The 18,435-nt window shown below is 60.2% G+C and carries 14 protein-coding genes and 1 pseudogene; 9 read left to right on the top strand and 6 right to left on the bottom strand.

What is annotated here, in order from left to right; genetic code table 11:
- Window positions 1-38 precede the first annotated feature (38 nt).
- The 9 genes and pseudogenes from AO065_RS25760 to AO065_RS25725 all read left to right on the top strand — a co-directional run bounded on the left by AO065_RS25760 (window position 39) and on the right by AO065_RS25725 (window position 10,731).
- Entirely contained in the window at window positions 39-1,718 is a 1,680-nt protein-coding gene (locus AO065_RS25760; protein ID WP_004880091.1) for a flavin monoamine oxidase family protein, read from the top strand.
- A gap of 15 nt (window positions 1,719-1,733) precedes the next feature.
- Window positions 1,734-2,525 carry a carbon-nitrogen hydrolase family protein gene (locus AO065_RS25755; RefSeq protein WP_004880092.1) on the top strand — a complete coding sequence of 264 codons (792 nt, stop codon included), beginning with the start codon at window positions 1,734-1,736 and terminating at the stop codon, window positions 2,523-2,525.
- Between the two features lie 604 nt (window positions 2,526-3,129).
- Window positions 3,130-5,483: pseudogene (pqqF, locus tag AO065_RS25750) on the top strand (pyrroloquinoline quinone biosynthesis protein PqqF).
- 136 nt (window positions 5,484-5,619) lie between these two features.
- Window positions 5,620-5,694: a pyrroloquinoline quinone precursor peptide PqqA gene (pqqA, locus tag AO065_RS26885; protein WP_003422658.1), complete on the top strand. Its 75-nt coding sequence runs from the start codon at window positions 5,620-5,622 to the stop codon at window positions 5,692-5,694.
- Window positions 5,695-5,787: 93 nt separating this feature from the next.
- Window positions 5,788-6,699: a pyrroloquinoline quinone biosynthesis protein PqqB gene (pqqB, locus tag AO065_RS25745; protein WP_004880094.1), complete on the top strand. Its 912-nt coding sequence runs from the start codon at window positions 5,788-5,790 to the stop codon at window positions 6,697-6,699.
- A gap of 8 nt (window positions 6,700-6,707) precedes the next feature.
- A complete protein-coding gene (gene pqqC, locus AO065_RS25740) occupies window positions 6,708-7,463 on the top strand; it encodes a pyrroloquinoline-quinone synthase PqqC (RefSeq protein WP_004880097.1) in 756 nt (251 codons plus the stop codon).
- Window positions 7,460-7,774: a pyrroloquinoline quinone biosynthesis peptide chaperone PqqD gene (gene pqqD / locus AO065_RS25735; RefSeq protein WP_004880098.1), complete on the top strand. Its 315-nt coding sequence runs from the start codon at window positions 7,460-7,462 to the stop codon at window positions 7,772-7,774. The genes pqqC and pqqD overlap by 4 nt, the downstream gene beginning before the upstream one ends.
- A 1-nt stretch (window position 7,775) precedes the next feature.
- On the top strand, window positions 7,776-8,936 hold the full coding sequence (gene pqqE, locus AO065_RS25730) for a pyrroloquinoline quinone biosynthesis protein PqqE (RefSeq protein WP_412778706.1): 1,161 nt from the start codon (window positions 7,776-7,778) through the stop codon (window positions 8,934-8,936).
- Window positions 8,899-10,731 carry a S9 family peptidase gene (locus AO065_RS25725; protein WP_004880103.1) on the top strand — a complete coding sequence of 611 codons (1,833 nt, stop codon included), beginning with the start codon at window positions 8,899-8,901 and terminating at the stop codon, window positions 10,729-10,731. Before pqqE ends, AO065_RS25725 begins: the two co-directional genes overlap by 38 nt.
- Window positions 10,732-10,782: 51 nt before the next feature.
- On the opposite strand, the gene AO065_RS25720 is transcribed toward AO065_RS25725, so the two are convergent.
- The 6 genes from AO065_RS25720 to bioD all read right to left on the bottom strand — a co-directional run bounded on the left by AO065_RS25720 (window position 10,783) and on the right by bioD (window position 18,421).
- Complete coding sequence (locus tag AO065_RS25720; protein WP_004880105.1) at window positions 10,783-10,944, bottom strand: YqaE/Pmp3 family membrane protein; 162 nt, start codon at window positions 10,942-10,944, stop codon at window positions 10,783-10,785.
- A 497-nt stretch (window positions 10,945-11,441) separates the two neighbouring features.
- Window positions 11,442-13,220 carry an acyl-CoA dehydrogenase C-terminal domain-containing protein gene (locus AO065_RS25715; RefSeq protein ID WP_004880106.1) on the bottom strand — a complete coding sequence of 593 codons (1,779 nt, stop codon included), beginning with the start codon at window positions 13,218-13,220 and terminating at the stop codon, window positions 11,442-11,444.
- A gap of 168 nt (window positions 13,221-13,388) precedes the next feature.
- Complete coding sequence (locus AO065_RS25710; protein ID WP_004880108.1) at window positions 13,389-14,687, bottom strand: GGDEF domain-containing protein; 1,299 nt, start codon at window positions 14,685-14,687, stop codon at window positions 13,389-13,391.
- Window positions 14,688-15,151: 464 nt separating this feature from the next.
- Window positions 15,152-16,957, bottom strand: coding sequence for a phenylacyl-CoA dehydrogenase (locus AO065_RS25705; protein ID WP_004880110.1), 1,806 nt, complete (start codon window positions 16,955-16,957; stop codon window positions 15,152-15,154).
- Window positions 16,958-17,290: 333 nt separating this feature from the next.
- Entirely contained in the window at window positions 17,291-17,587 is a 297-nt protein-coding gene (locus AO065_RS25700) for a hypothetical protein (RefSeq protein ID WP_004880111.1), read from the bottom strand.
- Between the two features lie 150 nt (window positions 17,588-17,737).
- Window positions 17,738-18,421 carry a dethiobiotin synthase gene (bioD, locus tag AO065_RS25695; protein WP_004880113.1) on the bottom strand — a complete coding sequence of 228 codons (684 nt, stop codon included), beginning with the start codon at window positions 18,419-18,421 and terminating at the stop codon, window positions 17,738-17,740.
- Window positions 18,422-18,435 lie beyond the last annotated feature (14 nt).

Raw genomic sequence — 18,435 nt, 5'->3', positions numbered from 1 at the left:
AGACTGTTGTTTTTCGCCGTTGCCCACCAAGGTCAGTCATGAAAAACAACCGTCACCCCGCCAACGGCAAGAAGCCGATCACCATGTTTGGTCCCGATTTTCCGTTTGCCTTCGATGAGTGGATCGAGCACCCGAAAGGTCTGGGCAGCATCCCCAAGGAACAGCATGGCGCGGAAGTGGCGATCATCGGTGCCGGTATCGCCGGGCTGGTAGCGGCTTACGAGCTGATGAAGATGGGCCTGAAACCGGTGGTCTACGAAGCGTCCAAGATGGGCGGACGGCTGCGCTCGCAGGAGTTCGAAGGCGCCAAGGGCATCGTCGCCGAGCTGGGTGGCATGCGCTTTCCGGTGTCATCAACAGCCTTCTTTCATTACGTCGACAAACTGGGCCTTGAGTCCAGACCCTTCCCCAACCCGCTGACGGCGGCCTCGGGCAGTACGGTCATCGACCTGGAAGGCACCACCTATTACGCACAGATGCTGTCGGACTTGCCCGCGCTGTTTCAGGAAGTCGCCGACGCCTGGGCCGACGCGCTGGAAAGCGGCTCGCAGTTTGCCGACATTCAGCAGGCGATTCGTGACCGCGATGTGCCGCGCCTCAAGGAGCTGTGGAACAAGCTCGTCCCGCTGTGGGACGACCGCACGTTCTATGACTTCGTCGCGACGTCCAAAGCGTTCGCCAAACTCTCGTTCTACCACCGCGAAGTGTTCGGCCAGGTCGGTTTCGGCACCGGCGGCTGGGACTCGGACTTCCCCAACTCGATGCTGGAAATCTTTCGCGTGGTCATGACCAACTGCGATGAACACCAGCACCTGATTGTCGGCGGCGTGCAGCAGGTGCCGGTCGGCCTGTGGAGTCACGTGCCCGACCACTGCGAGCACTGGCCCAAAGGCACCAGCCTGTCCTCCCTGCACCGCGGCGCTCCCCGTCCCGGCGTGAAACGCATCGCCCGCAGCGAAGACGGCAACCTGACCGTGACCGACAACTGGGGCGATACCCGTCAGTACGCCGCTGTGCTGACCACTTGCCAGAGCTGGCTGCTGACCACTCAGATCGAATGCGAGGAAACGCTGTTCTCGCAAAAGATGTGGATGGCGCTGGACCGCACGCGTTACATGCAGTCGTCGAAAACCTTCGTCATGGTCGACCGCCCGTTCTGGAAAGACAAAGACCCGGAAACCGGCCGCGACCTGATGAGCATGACCCTCACCGATCGTCTGACCCGTGGCACCTACCTCTTCGACAACGGCGACGACAAGCCGGGCGTGATCTGCCTGTCGTATTCGTGGATGAGCGACGCGCTGAAAATGCTGCCGCAGCCCATCGACAAACGCGTGAAGCTGGCACTGGATGCCCTGAAGAAGATTTACCCGAAAGTCGATATTGCGGCACGGATCATTGGCGACCCGATCACCGTTTCGTGGGAAGCCGATCCGCACTTCCTCGGCGCGTTCAAGGGTGCGCTGCCCGGCCATTACCGCTATAACCAGCGCATGTACGCCCACTTCATGCAGCAGGACATGCCCGCCGAACAGCGCGGCATGTTCATCGCCGGTGATGACGTGTCCTGGACGCCAGCCTGGGTGGAAGGCGCGGTACAGACGTCGCTGAATGCGGTGTGGGGCATCATGAATCACTTTGGCGGCAAGACTCACGCCGAAAACCCCGGCCCCGGCGACGTGTTCAATGACATCGGCCCGATTGCACTCGCCGACTGACAGAAGGAAATCCCCATGCGTGTCGCGCTGTATCAATGCGAGCCCTTGCCACGGGACGTCAGCGGCAACCTGATTCGGCTGGAACGTCAGGCACAGGCCGCGGACGCGCAAGGTGCGCAGGTGCTGGTCTGCCCGGAGATGTTTCTGACCGGCTACAACATCGGCGCCAAGGCCTGCGCCGAGCTGGCGCAAGCGCAGGACGGACCTGCCGCGACGCGCATTGCAGAGATTGCCCGGCAGTACGGGATTGCGATTCTGTACGGCTATCCGGAGCGCAGCGCCGAACAGCGGATCTACAACGCCGTGCAGTTGATCGACAGTCAGGGCGACCGTTTGAGCAACTACCGCAAGACGCACCTGTTCAGCGATCTCGACAAGTCGATGTTCAGCGCGGGAGAGGATCTTTGCCCGGTGGTCGAGCTGAACGGCTGGCAACTGGGGATGCTGATCTGCTACGACGTGGAGTTTCCCGAAAACACCCGTCGCCTGGCGCACGCCGGTGCCGAGCTGATTCTGGTGCCGACCGCCAACATGGCCCCCTTCGATTTCGTCTGCGACGTGACGGTGCGGGCGCGAGCGTTCGAAAATCATTGTTACGTGGTGTACGCCAATTACTGCGGCAACGAGGGCGAGATTCGCTACTGCGGCCTGAGCAGCGTCTGCGCACCGGACGGCAGCCGTCCTGCTTTGGCGGGCCAGGATGAGGCGTTGCTGATCGCCGATCTGGACCGGGCGCAGTTGACGCAGGCCAGAGTGGTGAATGACTACTTCAAGGATCGCAGGCCGGATTTGTACTTATCGCGCTAAGCTCGCACCAATCGTTCCCACGCCTGCGCTCGTCGTTATACACAAATCCTAAAGACGCGCAAAACAGGACAGAAACGAAAGTACCTAGCTGAATGCATACCCCGTGGGAGGCGGCTTGCCGGCGATGGCGTCAGTTCAGTCCCTGATAGGTCGCGTCAGAAAAAGCATCGCCGGCAAGCCGCCTCCCACAGTAGTCCGTGGTTGCAGTAAGACTTGGGTGCAGGGGCATGATCGGCGTGCGTGAGATCACCCTGATCGTTCCCACTCCTGCGTGGTAACGCCTCTCAGGACGCTCCGCGTCCATTCTGGAATGTGACGCAGAGCGTCGTGGGTTGCACGTCCAGGCTCCAGCGCTCGTCGTTACACAGGTAATGCGCCCGGCTCACTGAATCCGCAAGCTGTGCCATTTGTGACGCGGAGCGTCACGGGATACATGCCCACGGAGCGATGGGCACGATCAGTGTTGAGGCGGATTTGTGTATGCGATGAGCACGGAGCATGGAAACGATCAGGTTCGGATCTGTTAATCACACTCGGCACCTCGTGAAGCGTCCTGATTATCCGCTAGCATGACGCTCTGTTTCCCCAGCCCTTGCGACCCGCCATGCCCTCCTCGCACACGTCTGCCATCGAACGCATCACCCTGGCCAACGGCCTGAGCGTGGTGCTGTGCCATGAGCCGCGGCTCAAGCGCTGCGCCGCTTCGTTGCGGGTCGCGGCAGGCAGTCATGATGTGCCGCAGGCATGGCCGGGGCTGGCGCATTTTCTGGAGCACCTGTTCTTTCTCGGCACCGATCGTTTCGCCAGGGAGCAGAACCTGATGACCTTCGTGCAGCGCCACGGTGGTCAGATCAACGCCAGCACCCGCGAACGCACCACCGACTTCTTCTTCGAACTGCCGCCCGCTGTTTTTGCCGACGGTCTGGAGCGTCTGTGTGACATGCTCGCTCATCCGCGCATGACAGTTTCGGACCAATTGCGTGAACGCGAAGTACTGCACGCCGAGTTTATCGCCTGGCGAGGAGATGCCGAGTCCCGCCAGCAGAACCATCTGCTGGCGTCGGTAAATCCGCGGCATCCATTGCGCGGCTTTCATGCAGGCAATCGCTACAGCCTGTCGGTGCCCAATCCAGCGTTCCAGCAGGCGTTGAAAGACGTCTACCAGCGCTTTTATCAGGCCGGGCAGATGACGCTGTGCCTGAGCGGGCCCCAGTCACTGGCCGAACTCGAAACGTTGGCAACGCGCTACGGCGCATTGTTCGCCAGCGGCCAGCGCATCGAGCAGCACGCTCCGCCGCCATTGGCTGAAAATGTTGCGCCCGTGTCGGACACCGATTCCCGACATCTGCACCTGTTATTCGCCTGCGAAGGTTTGCCGGAGAAGGCTGACGAGGCTGTCGCATTCCTTTGCCACTGGATGAACGCTGCGAAGCCGGGCGGTCTGGTGGCGACGTTGACTGAGCGGGGGCTGATCGATTCGCTGAAAACCGCGCCGTTGTATCAGTTCGGCGGGCAGTTGCTGCTGGATGTGGCGTTTGAGAAAAGCGCCTCAAGTACGCTCACGCCCGTTGAGGCGGCGCGTCTTTTGTTCGATTGGCTTTCGTTTTTCAGGCAGAACTGGCCCTCGCTCACAGAAGAATACCGGCGTGTTCAGCAACGTCAGTTGCAAGTCAGTGGTGCCTTGGCGTTGGCCCATCACTATTGCCGCGATCTTCCGGCAGAGCTGAGCGAGCAAGGCGCCGAAGCGTTGCGCACATTACTGAACCAGCTCGGTCGCGACACGTTCATCAATCTTCCGGCTGTGGATAACTCGACGCCTGAACACATTGTCTGGCACCTGCCTGCACCCAATCCGTTTCTGCTGCCGGTTCCAGACGCCCAGCCTGTCGCCATCGAAGCGGCCGTGTACTTGCGCTGGACATTGCAGCACCCGCAGCCCGCGCTCTGGCAACTGCTAAATGACAGCCTGAAAGACCTGATTGAAGACGCCCGACAGGCCGGCGTGACCCTGACGTTCAGTGCTTACGGCACGTACTGGCAACTCGGACTGGTCGGACTTCCTGAGCCGTTTGCCGCCGTTATCGAACACTGTCTGCATCGATTGACGCATCCAGCCCCTGAAACGCTGGCCCGCTACGGACAAACGGCAAGTGAACCGACGCTGATCCCGATTCGCCAGTTGCTAAAGAAACTGCCTGATCACTTTTTACACACACCGGCAGGACCAGAGACCGGCGATCTGCAGTGTGTCTGGGCCGCGTCAAACTGGACGAGCCTTGCCATAAAGCTGCCGGGCAGCTGCAAAACTCGCGTGAATGCAGCGCTGGCCAGCGCGCCAGGCAGTCCGCAAGCACAGTTGCCAACGCCCAAGGCGAATCAGCCAGACAAGCGCTGGCAAACGCAAGCGTCGCCGTCTTCGGAAAGCGCAGTCGTGCTGTTCTGCCCGGCACCCAGCGCATCGGCTGAGGATGAGGCTGCGTGGCGGATGCTTGCTCACCTGCTTCAAGCGCGCTTCTACCAACGGCTGCGGGTCGAGCTGCAACTGGGCTACGCGGTGTTCAGCGGCATCCGGCAGATAGACGGAACAACCGGACTGCTGTTCGGTGTTCAGTCACCGGTGTGCGATGTCGATCAGCTTGTCGCGCATATCGAGGACTTCTTGAGTGCCCTGCCTGAACTGATAACCAACGCCGATCTGCCTGAACAACGCCAGGCGTTGGGCGCGCAGCTGGACCCGTCGACGCTGCCCCACGAGCAGGCCGCCGAAGCGCGCTGGCAGGCACACCTCGCCGGGCACGCCGAAAGTCATACGGATTGCTTGCGTGTCGCTCTGTCAAATCTGGATACACACTCGTTAAACGCGGCCGCACGTCAGTTGAGTGATGCCAGCACAGGCTGGCTCATCCTCGCCAATCGCCCACCAGCCCCAGCCTGCAAGGATCGTTACCTGAACGGTAACGGTCTTTCGTAGAGATTTGGCCCCTCCGGGATTGTTAAATTGAGTAAGATAGCTCCCTAAGCATCTGAACGTATGGCGTTACCCGTGCACTAAGATGTAGTCACCAACCGCAGCATTATCTGAAGGAGCTTTCCCATGTCGTGGACTAAACCTGCTTACACTGATTTGCGCATCGGTTTCGAAGTCACCATGTACTTCGCAAGCCGCTGATTCCAGTGCGCTGTAAAGCCTCGGTTCGCCGGGGCTTTTTTTATTGTCGGGCTGCTTTTGTTTTTGTTTCGGGTCATGTGGTAGGGAGCTGACATGTACATCCAGATTCTAGGTTCCGCTGCCGGTGGTGGCTTTCCCCAGTGGAACTGCAACTGCGTCAACTGCGCAGGCTTTCGCGACGGCAGCCTGCGGGCGCAGGCGCGTACTCAATCGTCCATCGCGCTGTCCGACGATGGCGTGAACTGGGTGCTGTGCAATGCTTCGCCGGATATTCGCGCCCAGCTGCAGCACTTTGCACCAATGCAACCGGGCCGCGCGCTGCGTGACACCGGGATCAGCGCCATCGTGTTGATGGACAGCCAGATCGACCACACCACGGGCCTGTTGAGCCTGCGCGAAGGCTGCCCGCATCAGGTGTGGTGTACCGACATGGTTCACGAAGATCTCAGCACCGGCTTTCCACTGTTTGAAATGCTCAAGCACTGGAACGGTGGTTTGGACTGGAACCGCATCGAGCTGCAGGGCAGTTTCGTGATCCCGGCCTGCCCGAACCTGCGCTTCACGCCGTTCCCGCTGCGCAGCGCCGCTCCGCCCTACTCTCCGCACCGTTTCGATCCGCACCCGGGCGACAACATCGGTCTGCTGGTGGAAGACACCCGCACCGGCGGCAAGCTGTTCTATGCACCGGGCCTGGGCAAGGTCGATGAAGCACTGGCCGAGAAGATGCGCGACGCCGACTGCCTGCTGGTCGACGGCACGATGTGGGACGACGACGAGATGCAGCGCCGTGGCGTGGGCACTCGCACCGGCCGGGAAATGGGTCATCTGGCCCAGAACGGTCCCGGCGGCATGCTCGAAGTGCTGGAAGGTTTCCCGACCCAGCGCAAGGTGCTTATCCACATCAACAACACCAACCCGATCCTCGACGAAGACTCTCCCGAGCGCGCCGAACTGGTCCGCCGCAACGTCGAAGTTGCCTTCGATGGCATGAGTATCGAGCTTTAGGAGCCGACATGAGCGAAGCCACTGCGCTGTCCCCTGCCGAATTCGAGCAGGCCCTGCGGGCCAAGGGCGCTTACTACCACATCTACCATCCCTATCATGTGGCGATGTACGAAGGCCGCGCGACCCGCGAACAGATTCAGGGATGGGTCGCCAACCGCTTCTACTATCAGGTGAACATCCCGCTCAAGGACGCCGCGATTCTGGCCAACTGCCCGGACCGCGAGATTCGCCGCGAGTGGATTCAGCGCCTGCTCGATCATGATGGCGCCCCCGGTGAAGACGGCGGCATCGAAGCCTGGCTGCGACTCGGTCAGGCAGTGGGCCTGGACCCGGATCAGTTGCGCTCGCAAGAACTGGTGCTGCCGGGCGTGCGTTTTGCCGTCGATGCCTACGTGAACTTCGCCCGCCGCGCCAACTGGCAGGAAGCAGCCAGCAGCTCGCTGACCGAGCTGTTCGCACCGCAGATTCACCAGTCGCGCCTGGACAGCTGGCCCCAGCACTATCCTTGGATCGACCCCGCAGGGTACGAGTATTTCCGCACCCGCCTGGGCCAGGCACGCCGCGATGTGGAACACGGTCTCGCAATCACGCTGCAGCACTACACTACGTATGAAGGCCAGCAGCGCATGCTGGAGATCCTGCAGTTCAAGCTCGATATTCTGTGGAGCATGCTTGATGCGATGTCCATGGCGTATGAATTGAACCGCCCGCCCTATCACAGCGTCACAGACCAGAGGGTCTGGCATAAGGGAATCGCGCTATGAACGTTCATACTCACAAAGACAATTCGAACCCGGAACGCCTGGCATTTCGCAACAAGGTCCCCAAATGGCGTCAAGGCTACCGCTTCCAGTTCGAGCCTGCCCAGAACGGCAATGTGCTGCTGTACCCCGAAGGCATGATCAAGCTCAATGACAGTGCCGGCTGGATTGGCGGGCTGATCGATGGGCAGCGAACGGTCGCTGCCATCATTCAAGAACTGGAACACAAATTCCCCAACGTTCCCGAGCTGGGCATGGACGTCGATGACTTCATGAAGGTCGCCCAGGAAAAACACTGGATCACTCTTGACTGACATGACACTCGCAACCTCCAGCCCACTGATACCGCCCAGGCCGGAAACCGGCCTGCCGCTGTGGTTGCTGGCCGAACTGACCTACCGCTGCCCGCTGCAATGCCCGTATTGCTCGAACCCGCTCGACTTCGCAAAACAGGGTCAGGAGCTGACCACCGAGCAGTGGTTCAAGGTGATGCAGGAAGCCCGGCAGATGGGTGCGGCACAAATCGGCTTTTCCGGCGGAGAACCGCTTGTGCGTCAGGACCTGGCCGAACTGATCGCCGAGGCGCGACGGCTGGGTTACTACACGAACCTGATCACCTCAGGGATTGGCCTGACCGAAGAGAAAATCATCGCGTTCAAGGAAGCCGGTCTGGACCATATCCAGATCAGCTTTCAGGCCAGCGACGAGCAGGTGAACAACATGCTCGCCGGCTCGAAGAAAGCCTTCGCGCAGAAGCTGGAAATGGCCCGCGCCGTGAAGAAGCATGGCTACCCAATGGTGCTGAACTTCGTGACCCATCGGCATAACATCGACAAAATCGACAAGATCATCGAACTCTGTCTGGCCCTTGAGGCGGATTTTGTCGAGCTGGCGACCTGTCAGTTCTACGGCTGGGCGCACCTGAACCGCATCGGCCTGCTGCCGACCAAGGATCAACTGGTGCGCGCCGAAGCCGTCACCAATCAATACCGTGAACAGCTGGAAGCGGAAAATCATCCGTGCAAACTGATTTTCGTCACACCCGATTACTACGAAGAACGCCCCAAGGCCTGCATGAACGGCTGGGGCAGCATCTTCCTGACCGTGACACCCGACGGCACCGCCCTGCCGTGCCACGGCGCACGTCAGATGCCTATCCAGTTTCCCAACGTGCGCGAGCACAGCATGCAGCACATCTGGTATGACTCGTTCGGCTTCAACCGCTTCCGCGGTTATGACTGGATGCCCGAGCCCTGCCGGTCCTGCGACGAAAAGGAAAAGGACTTCGGCGGCTGCCGCTGCCAGGCGTTCATGCTGACCGGCGACGCCGCCAATGCCGATCCGGTGTGCAGCAAGTCCCAGCACCACGGAATGATCGCGCAGGCTCGCGACGAATCCGAGACTGCCACCCAAACCATTGAAGAGCTGGCCTTCCGCAATGAACGAAACTCACGACTCATCGCCAAATCGTCCTGAGCCGCTTTCCGCGGCCCAGGCCGTCGCTGCAGGCGTGGACTTTGCCGAACTGGATGTCAGTTCGGCAGGCCTGTTCTGGAATGAATTCCGCCCTGAAGACGGCGCCTGCCGCATATGGCAATGGTACGCAGGCGATAGCCGCTGCCTGACGCCCGATGGCTTCAGCGTGCGCAGCCGGGTATATGAGTACGGCGGAGGATCGTTCTGTCTGGCCGATGACGCGGTGGTGTTCGTCAACGAGCGCGATCAGCAGCTGTATCGTCAGCCGCTGGATGGCAGCACGCCGGTGTCGCTGACTCAGGGCGATAAACGCTACGGCGGTGTATTCCATACCAATGGCCAGATCCTCGCCGTTGAAGAAGACCATAAAACCCACCGGCTGGTGAGCATCGACCTGGCTGACGGGCAGCGTCGATTGCTGGCCGAAGGCGCGGACTTCTACGCCTCGCCAGTCGTCAGCGCTGATGGCAGGCGGCTGGCCTGGGTCGAGTGGCAGCGCCCGCATCAGCCCTGGACGGTTACGCGGCTGATGTGCGCAGCGAAGCAGGATGACGGCAGTTGGGGTAAGACGCTGTGCATCGCGGGCGATGACGCAGAGGAATCCTTGCAGCAGCCACGCTTCGATGCGCAGGGCCGTTTGTATTGCCTGACCGACCGGGCCGGGTTTTGGCAGCCCTGGAGTGAGTCCGCGTCCGGCTTCGTCCCCTTGAAAGCGGCGGCGGCGGACCATTCGCCAGCACCCTGGCAGTTGGGCGGTTGCACATGGCTGCCGCTCAGCGATGGTTTTCTCGCCTGTTGGTCGCAGGACGGCTCGGGGATTCTGGGCTTGAGCGACACCGAGGGTTCGGTGACTGACTTCAGCGCCGGTTACAGCCGCTTTCGCAGTCTGGCGCTGGATGAGGAATACCTCTATTGCATCGCCGCGTCGGCCATCAGCACGTCGGCGGTGCTCGCCATTTCACGTGCCGACAAAAGCGTGCAGGTTGTGGCTGGAGGGACGTCGCCTCTGCCGCCCGAGCAAATCAGCCGTCCCGAGTCGCTGTGCTACCCGAGCGGTGATGCCGAGGCTTACGGATACTTCTACCCGGCCATGACCGGTGCAGAAAAGTCGCCGCTGGTAGTGTTCATTCACGGCGGCCCGACCTCGGCGTGCTATCCGGTGCTCGACCCACGTATTCAATACTGGACCCATCGCGGTTTCGCCGTGGCCGACCTCAACTATCGAGGCAGCACGGGCTATGGCCGTGAGTATCGCCAGGCCCTGCACCTGACCTGGGGCGTGGCGGATGTCAAGGACGCCTGCGCAGTCGTTGCCCATCTGGCCGACAGAGGCTTGATCGACGCGAATCAGGCGTTCATCCGTGGCGGCAGCGCCGGTGGCTACACCACGCTGTGCGCACTGGCGTTTCAGGACGTCTTTCGAGCGGGCGCAAGTCTGTATGGCGTCAGCGACCCGGTTGCACTGGCACGGGCGACTCACAAGTTCGAGGGTGATTACCTGGACTGGCTCATTGGCGACCCGGTTGAAGACATTGAGCGCTACGAGGCGAGAACACCACTGTTGCACGCTGACCGCATCAGCGTACCGGTGATCTTTTTTCAGGGCGAACTGGATGCCGTTGTGGTCCCGGCGCAAACCCGCGACATGCTCAAAGCATTGCAGGACAAGGGCATCAAGGCCGAAGGACACTTTTATCCAGACGAATACCATGGCTTCCGCAAGGCGGCGAACCTGGCAGATGCGCTGGAAAAGGAATGGCGTTTTTACCGGGATGTTCTGGACGCCGCCGTATGATCGCTCCCGCGCCGGGAACGATCAACCGCAGCACCTTTAAGCGCTGACTGCTTACTTACGCGAAACGATGATGTAGATCGCGTGGATGATGCCCGGGATGTAGCCGAACAGGGTCAGCAGGATATTCAGCCAGAAAGCGCCGCCCAGACCCACTTGCATGAACACGCCCACCGGGGGCAGCAGAATGGCGAAGATGATACGAATGATGTCCATGGAAAGCTCCTGAGTGATTGGCTCTGATTGGCCATACAGCTAATCGACCCTGGGCATCGATGAGGGTTCAACCCGCTCTGGCACGACGCCAGCATTCTTCGGCATAAATCGTTGGGTGAACGGCGAGAGAACCTGACACTGATCGTGACCATCGCTGCGCGTGGGCACGTATTTCGTGACGCTCTGCATCACATTCAAGCGCAGACGCGGAGCGTCCTGGGCGGCGTTACCAAGCAGGACCGATCAACCTTGACACTGGGCGGGGGATATAAAACACGCGCACAAAGAAAACCCCGCCGAAGCGAGGTTTTCCAGACTGTTTCCCTGACATCCCTTTCGTCCCACCATCCTGGCAGGCTTCCCTACGTGTCCCTGTTATGTTTGATTGCGCATCCTGCGCTACGTCCATGGATTTAGAGTAACTTTGGATCCGAATTAAAGGAAGAGGCCAAATGGCAGCACGACGTGTAAGCAAATGCTTACACGCTGCTACTGTTTCAAAACTGTTCGGCGTCCAGCAGGAACAACGACTCGCTACCCGCACGCACCGATGCGTTCAACGAATGGATGCGCGGCAGCAGGCGGGCGAAGTAGAAACGCGCCGTACCCAGCTTGCTGGCATAGAAGTCTTCCTGCGCTTCCTTGCCCACGGCGGCCTTGGCCATCATCGCCCACATGTAGGCGTACGCTGTGTAACCGAACAGATGCAGATACTCCACAGAAGCCGCACCGATCTCATTGGGGTTGCTGCGCGAACGGTCCAGCACCCAGTTGGTCAGCTCGTCCAGCATGTCCAAGGCTGATGCCAGAGGACGGGTGAACTCGCCAAGCGAACTGTCCGAAGCGGCGATGAACTCACGCACCTCATCCGAAAACAACTGGTAGAACGCGCCACCGGAACCGACGATCTTGCGGCCGACCAGGTCCAGCGCCTGAATACCATTGGTGCCTTCATAAATCTGGGTAATGCGCACGTCACGAACCAGTTGTTCCTGGCCCCACTCACGAATGTAGCCATGACCGCCGAATATCTGCTGGCCATGCACGGTGGTCTCCAGGCCGACATCGCTGAGAAATGCCTTGGCGACCGGGGTCAACAGGGCAACCAGGTCATCGGCGCGCTTGCGATCCGTGTCGTCTTCGCTGAACTTGGCGATATCCAGTTGCAGGGCGACGTAGCTGGAAAACGCACGGCCGCCTTCGTTGAATGCCTTCATGGTCAGCAGCATGCGCCGCACGTCAGGATGGACGATGATCGGATCAGCGGCCTTTTCCTTGTTCTGCGCACCGGTCGGCGCACGGCTTTGCAGGCGGTCGAGGGCGTATTCAACCGCGTTCTGGTACGAGCGCACGCCCGACGCCAGCCCCTGAATGCCGACACCCAGACGTTCGTAGTTCATCATGGTGAACATCGCCGCCAGCCCCTTGTTAGGCTCGCCGATCAGGTAGCCGACCGCGTCATCGAAGTTCATCACGCACGTGGCCGAAGCCTGAATACCCATCTTGTGCTCGATGGAGCCACAGCTCACGGTGTTGCGCGCGCCGACACTGCCGTCGTCGCCGACCATGAACTTGGGCACGAGAAACAGCGAAATGCCTTTCGGGCCTGCTGGTGCGTCCGGCAGCTTGGCGAGAACGAGATGAATGATGTTCTCGGTCAGGTCATGCTCACCGCCGGTGATGAAAATCTTGCTGCCGGTGATCTTGTAGGCGCCGTCGGTCTGCGGCTCGGCCCTGGTGCGGATGATGCCCAGGTCAGTACCGGCGTGGGCTTCGGTCAGGCACATCGAACCGCACCAGACGCCCGAATACATGTTCGGCAGGAATTTGGCTTTCAACTCTTCGGTGGCATGGGTGTTGATCGACACGCAGGCACCCGACGTCAGCATGGGGTACAGACCGAATGCCAGACTGGCGGAATTGAGCATCTCCTCGACCTGAGCCGAGACCACCTTGGGCATGCCCATGCCGCCGAAATCAGGATTGCCACCAACGCCGACCCAGCCGCCTTCGGCATAGGTGCGATAGGCTTCAGGGAAACCCGCTGGCGTGGTCACGACGGTGTCTTTCCAGTGACAGCCTTCCTCGTCACCCTTGCGGCTCAGTGGCGCGATGGTCTTGCTGGTGACCTTGCCTGCTTCTTCAAGAATGGCATCGACTGTCTCGGCATCGACCGTTTCAGCCAGCGCCGGCAATTGGGCCCAGCGTTTGGAAACCTCGAACACTTCATTGAGGACGAAGCGCATATCGCGCAGCGGCGCTTTGTAATCAGCCATGGCAAACCTCGTGAAAACGGAGCGAGAGACCTGTAAATGCTGATTCGTTGCGGTCGGGAACACGGATCAGCCGTCGATAGACACGAGTCTACCCGAACAACATTTCAGACACATAGGGTCGTGTCGTGACCATTAGGTCATAACAGGTCACTGGTCAGAAACGTTTTATCAGGTCGCCGCTTCGGTGGTTCGCACGGCTCCGCGCCGGCTCTGCTGCTGGTGAGAAATCACACAATTGCGCCCGGCGCCCTTGGCGGCGTAGAGCGCCTGGTCGGCAGCCTTGAGCACTTCTTCAGGCGTGCGATGTTCCGGCTGACGCTCGGCCACACCGATGCTGACAGTGACCGACACGGTGCCGGTGTGCGCGCCACCTCGGCGTTGACGACCTTGCTGGTCGTCCTGTGGCCGACTGTCCTTGTTGCGCAGCTGGATTTCGTAGCTGGCAATCGACTCGCGAATCGCCTCCAGATGCGGCAGGCATTCGTCGATGCTCTTGGCCGCAAACACGATGGCGAACTCTTCACCGCCATAGCGATATGCCTTGCCACCGCCATTGGTGATTTTCGACAGCTTACTGGCCACCAGACGCAGCACCTGATCACCGACGTCGTGACCGTGGGTGTCGTTGAATTTCTTGAAGTGGTCGACATCGCTCATCGCCAGTACGTAATTGCGCCCCAGACGCTGCATGCGTTCGTTCAGCGCACGACGTCCGGGCAAGCCGGTCAGTTCGTCGCGGAAGGCCATCTGATAGGCCTCATGAGCAACGGCCGCGGCGATCATCAGCATCACCTGGCTGCACAGAATATTCAGCGTGAACGGCAGAATGAAGGTCTTGGGCAACGCCCAGAACAGACCCAGCAGACCGACGAGTTGCGCCGCGTGCAACGGCCTGGGTTTTTCCAGGTACTGCCAGAGCAATACGGCGAACGAGATCAAAAACATCGCATACGACAGCTGGATCAGGCTCATCCACGCGCCGTGCAGTGCAGGCCAGCGAATGTCGGCAAGCCAGGTCTGCAACGCCATCGGGTAACTCTGCTCGAGCCCCAGCGCGACGCTGCCCACGGCCAGCAGCACCGCAAGCCGTGCGACCAGATCCTGAAACAGATGCGTGCGCTCTTCCCACGCGGCATAAAGCCCGTAGAGCACAGGCAGCAGCAGGCAGACCAGATGAAAGATCACCGCAGCGTCTTCGCGCACCTTGCCGAAGTCGCGGTAATAGTCGGTCTGGGTGTCCAGCAGGTAATAGGCGATGTACACGGTGATCATCAGAAACAGCTCGCGCTGACGCCGATAGACACCACAGTAGGCACCGCCCAACAGCAGCACGAGAGTCGGCAGCACGTTGAACAGCGAGGCGAAGAACACGTTCAGGTCTTTGACATACGCAGCCGCCAGCCCCGCCACCAACAATGCCAGTGACGGCAGAAAATGACTCAGTCGCGCAGCAGATGGACGTAACAAAAGAGGCTGTCTCCTCGCCGGAATCCGAGTAATCACCCGAATTGGTAGCATTGTGCCTTCATCCTGAAAACAATGCATTCAGCAGGATTGAACAGTGACTGAATCTGTAACGGCAGGAGACGGAAAAGGTTTATCGATTGATGGTGAATAGCCATACAACGCTGAGTGATCGCAGACAGGCGGCGTCTGATCGTTCGTCACGCTCCATGCCCAGGTGTACACGCTGAAATCCCTGTGACCCGACCATTTGGGACGCGGAGCGTCCCGGGCTACATACCCACGCGGAGCATGGGCACGATCAATACCGAGAGCATGATCGTTCCCACGCTCTGCGTGGTAACGCCTCCCAGGACGCTCCGCGTCCGCTCTCAATGTGACGCAGAGTGTCATGGGCACGATCAAATCCGGGACCAAAAAAAGCCGCCTGATCAGCGATCAGGCGGCCTGGGTGACTCGGACCGGACTCAGTAAGCCAGGCCGAAATCTTCCTCTTTCATTTCCATCAGGTTGCCAGCACCGGACAGCATGGTGGCGACGTGAGTGCGGGTGCGCGGCAGGATGCGCTGGAAGTAGAACCGTGCGGTCTGGATCTTGGCGCGGTAGAACGCCTCGTCCGACGTACCGGCTGCCAGCTTCTCGGCCGCCAGACGCGCCATGTCTGCCCAGAAGTAGGCGAGGCAGGCGTAGCCCGAATACATCACGTAGTCGACCGAAGCAGCGCCGACTTCTTCACGGTCCTTCATGGCGGCCATTCCCACTTTCATGGTCAGTTCGCCCCACTCCTTGTTCAGCGCTGCCAGCGGAGCCACGAATTCCTGAACGGACTCGTTGCCTTCGTTAGCCTGGCAGAACTTGTGCACGATTTTGGTAAAGCCCTTGAGCGCTTCGCCCTGGGTCATCAGCACCTTGCGGCCCAGCAGGTCGAGTGCCTGGATACCGGTGGTGCCTTCGTACAGCATCGAAATACGGCTGTCGCGAACGTTCTGCTCCATGCCCCACTCGGCGATGAAGCCGTGGCCGCCGTAGATCTGCACGCCGTGGTTGGCGGCTTCGAAGCCCACTTCAGTCATGAACGCCTTGGCGATCGGAGTCATGAAGGCCAGCAGCGCATCGGCTGCTTTCTTCTGATCGGCATCTTCGCTGTACTTGACGATGTCGACCTGCTTGGCCGTGAAGTACACCATGGCGCGTGTGCCTTCGGCGAACGTCTTCATGGTCAGCAGCATGCGACGCACGTCCGGGTGAACGATGATCGGGTCAGCCGCTTTTTCAGGTGCCTTGGGGCCGGTCAACGAACGCATCTGCAGGCGCTCACGGGCGTATTTCAAGCCACCCTGGAACGCCAGCTCAGCGTGAGCCAGACCCTGCAATGCAGTACCCAGACGCGCCGTGTTCATGAAGGTGAACATGCAGTTCAGGCCTTTGTTCGCCGGGCCGATCAGGTAGCCGGTCGCGCCGTCGAAGTTCATCACACAGGTGGCGTTGCCGTGAATGCCCATCTTGTGTTCGATGGAGCCGCAGTTCACTGCGTTGCGCTCACCGACGCCGCCATCGGCAGACGACAGGAACTTGGGCACGATGAACAGCGAGATGCCTTTGGTGCCAGCCGGAGCATCCGGCAGGCGGGCCAGCACGATGTGGACGATGTTATCGGCCATGTCGTGCTCGCCAGCGGAAATGAAGATCTTGGTGCCGGAAACCTTGTAGGTACCGTCAGCCTGAGGCTCGGCCTTGGTGCGCAGCATGCCAAGGTCGGTGCCGCAGTGAGGCTCGGTCAGGCACATGGTGCCGGTCCATTCGCCAGACACCAGTTTGGTCAGATACGCCTCTTGCTGCTCGGGCGTACCGTGTTCGGAGATCGTGTTCATCGCACCATGCGACAGCCCTGGGTACATGCCCCACGACCAGTTCGCTTCACCGACCATCTCGCTGACTGCCAGACCCAGCGATTCAGGCAGGCCCTGACCGCCGTGCTCGACGTCATGCGCCAGGCTCGGCCAGCCGCCTTCGACGAACTGTTTGTACGCTTCCTTGAAACCGGTCGGCGTCTTCACGCCGGTTTCGCTCCAAGTACAGCCTTCGATATCGCCTACCCGATTCAGCGGAGCCAGCACCTGCTCACAGAACTTGGCGCCCTCCTCGAGAATGGCGTCAACCATGTCCGGGGTAGCGTCCTGGCAGGCTGGCAGACTCTGATAGTGCGCTTCGTAGCCGAGCAGTTCGTCACGAACGAAACGAATATCACGCAAGGGGGCCTTGTAATCAGGCATAGCGATTAACCTCTGCTGATGAATCCTGGAACGAATGACCGGGCGGTGACTGGAAGCATGCTTCCAGAATCAGACAATCTCGTATGCCTTACGGTCAAACAGGTGTTTGAAACATACGTTTACGCCCAAACCTTGTCAATAGCGGCGCACGCACCATTCGTCCACGATGCGCTGCAGACCACGCAGGCAACGGAAAGCGGCGTTATGTAAACGATTGTGTGGAGTCTAGTTGAGCGGCAAGGGGCTGCAGCGGCGATACAGGATGGTGATACGGGGAGATTCAGCGCACGACGCCGTGCACGCAAGGCACGGCGCGAAGGTTACAGACAGTGATCAGGCGTAGGTATCGATCAGCGTGCCCAAGGCTTCATTACTGGCTCTCTGCGCAGCAAGTCCAGCTTCGATCTGCGATTTGCCAGCCGCCAGTTCGACGATGTTGGCGGGCAGGTCGGAGCGCTGGCTTCGATCGACCGAACGCAGGTTCTCGAGTTGGAAGTCCGAAGACTGGCTCCGACCCGACACTTCGATGTTGCTGCTGGCGATCTGCGTGGCCGCCTGATCGACACGGCTCTGCCCGACCTGCATGGCGCTCAGACCTGGGTAGAGGGTGTTGTTCATGGTGATTTGCATAAGCCGATCCTCGGTTCAAATAGCGAACAGGTTTCATTGAACCAGTAACGGCGGGGAAATGCTCGACAAATAGACTAATGGCACTAGGCCTGTTAATAGCCTGAGCCTTGAACAGTCAAAACATTCAGGCGAGTCAATGAGATAGCTGCGCTACGCATCGAGAAGCTCCAGATGCAGACAATGCGCCACGTTTTCGGCGTCGGGGTTCTTTAGCCGTGGCACCCGCCCAAGGCACGGCGCCGGAAGACGCTCGGCCAGCGTAGCGAGGTTTTCTTCCAGCCGCGATGTCTTGCCGTCAATGATGTTGGCGACCCAGCCCGCAAGGTGCAGCCCGTCTCTGGCAATCGCCTCGGCCGTCAGCAACGCATGGTTGATGCAGCCAAGCCGTACGCCAACCACCAGAATCACCGGCAGCCCCAAGGCAATGGCGAGGTCAGACAGGTTGCTCTGATCGGCCAGCGGCACGCGCCAGCCTCCAGCACCTTCGATCAGGGTGAAGTCCGCCTGTTTGCTCAGGATGTGCTGCATCGGTTGCAGCAGGGAACGAACGGTCAATCCCACGCCCGCTTCACGCGCAGCCAGATGAGGGGCGATCGCGGGCTCGAAGGCCACCGGATTGACTTCGTCATAGCTCAACGTGATGGAGCACTCGGCCTGCAACGCCAGCGCGTCGGAGTTGCGCAGCCCCTGGGGCGTGACAACACAGCCTGACGCGACCGGCTTGCCCGCCGCCGTGCTCAAGCCGCTCAGTCGTGCGGCATGCAGCAGACCGGCTGCAACCGTAGTTTTGCCAGCATCCGTGTCAGTTCCGGTGATGAAATACGCAACGCTCATCTCGGCGGCCTTCC

This window comes from Pseudomonas viridiflava (assembly GCF_001642795.1).
Taxonomy (GTDB): domain Bacteria; phylum Pseudomonadota; class Gammaproteobacteria; order Pseudomonadales; family Pseudomonadaceae; genus Aquipseudomonas; species Aquipseudomonas viridiflava.
This window is presented reverse-complemented; position numbering and strand designations above follow the sequence as displayed.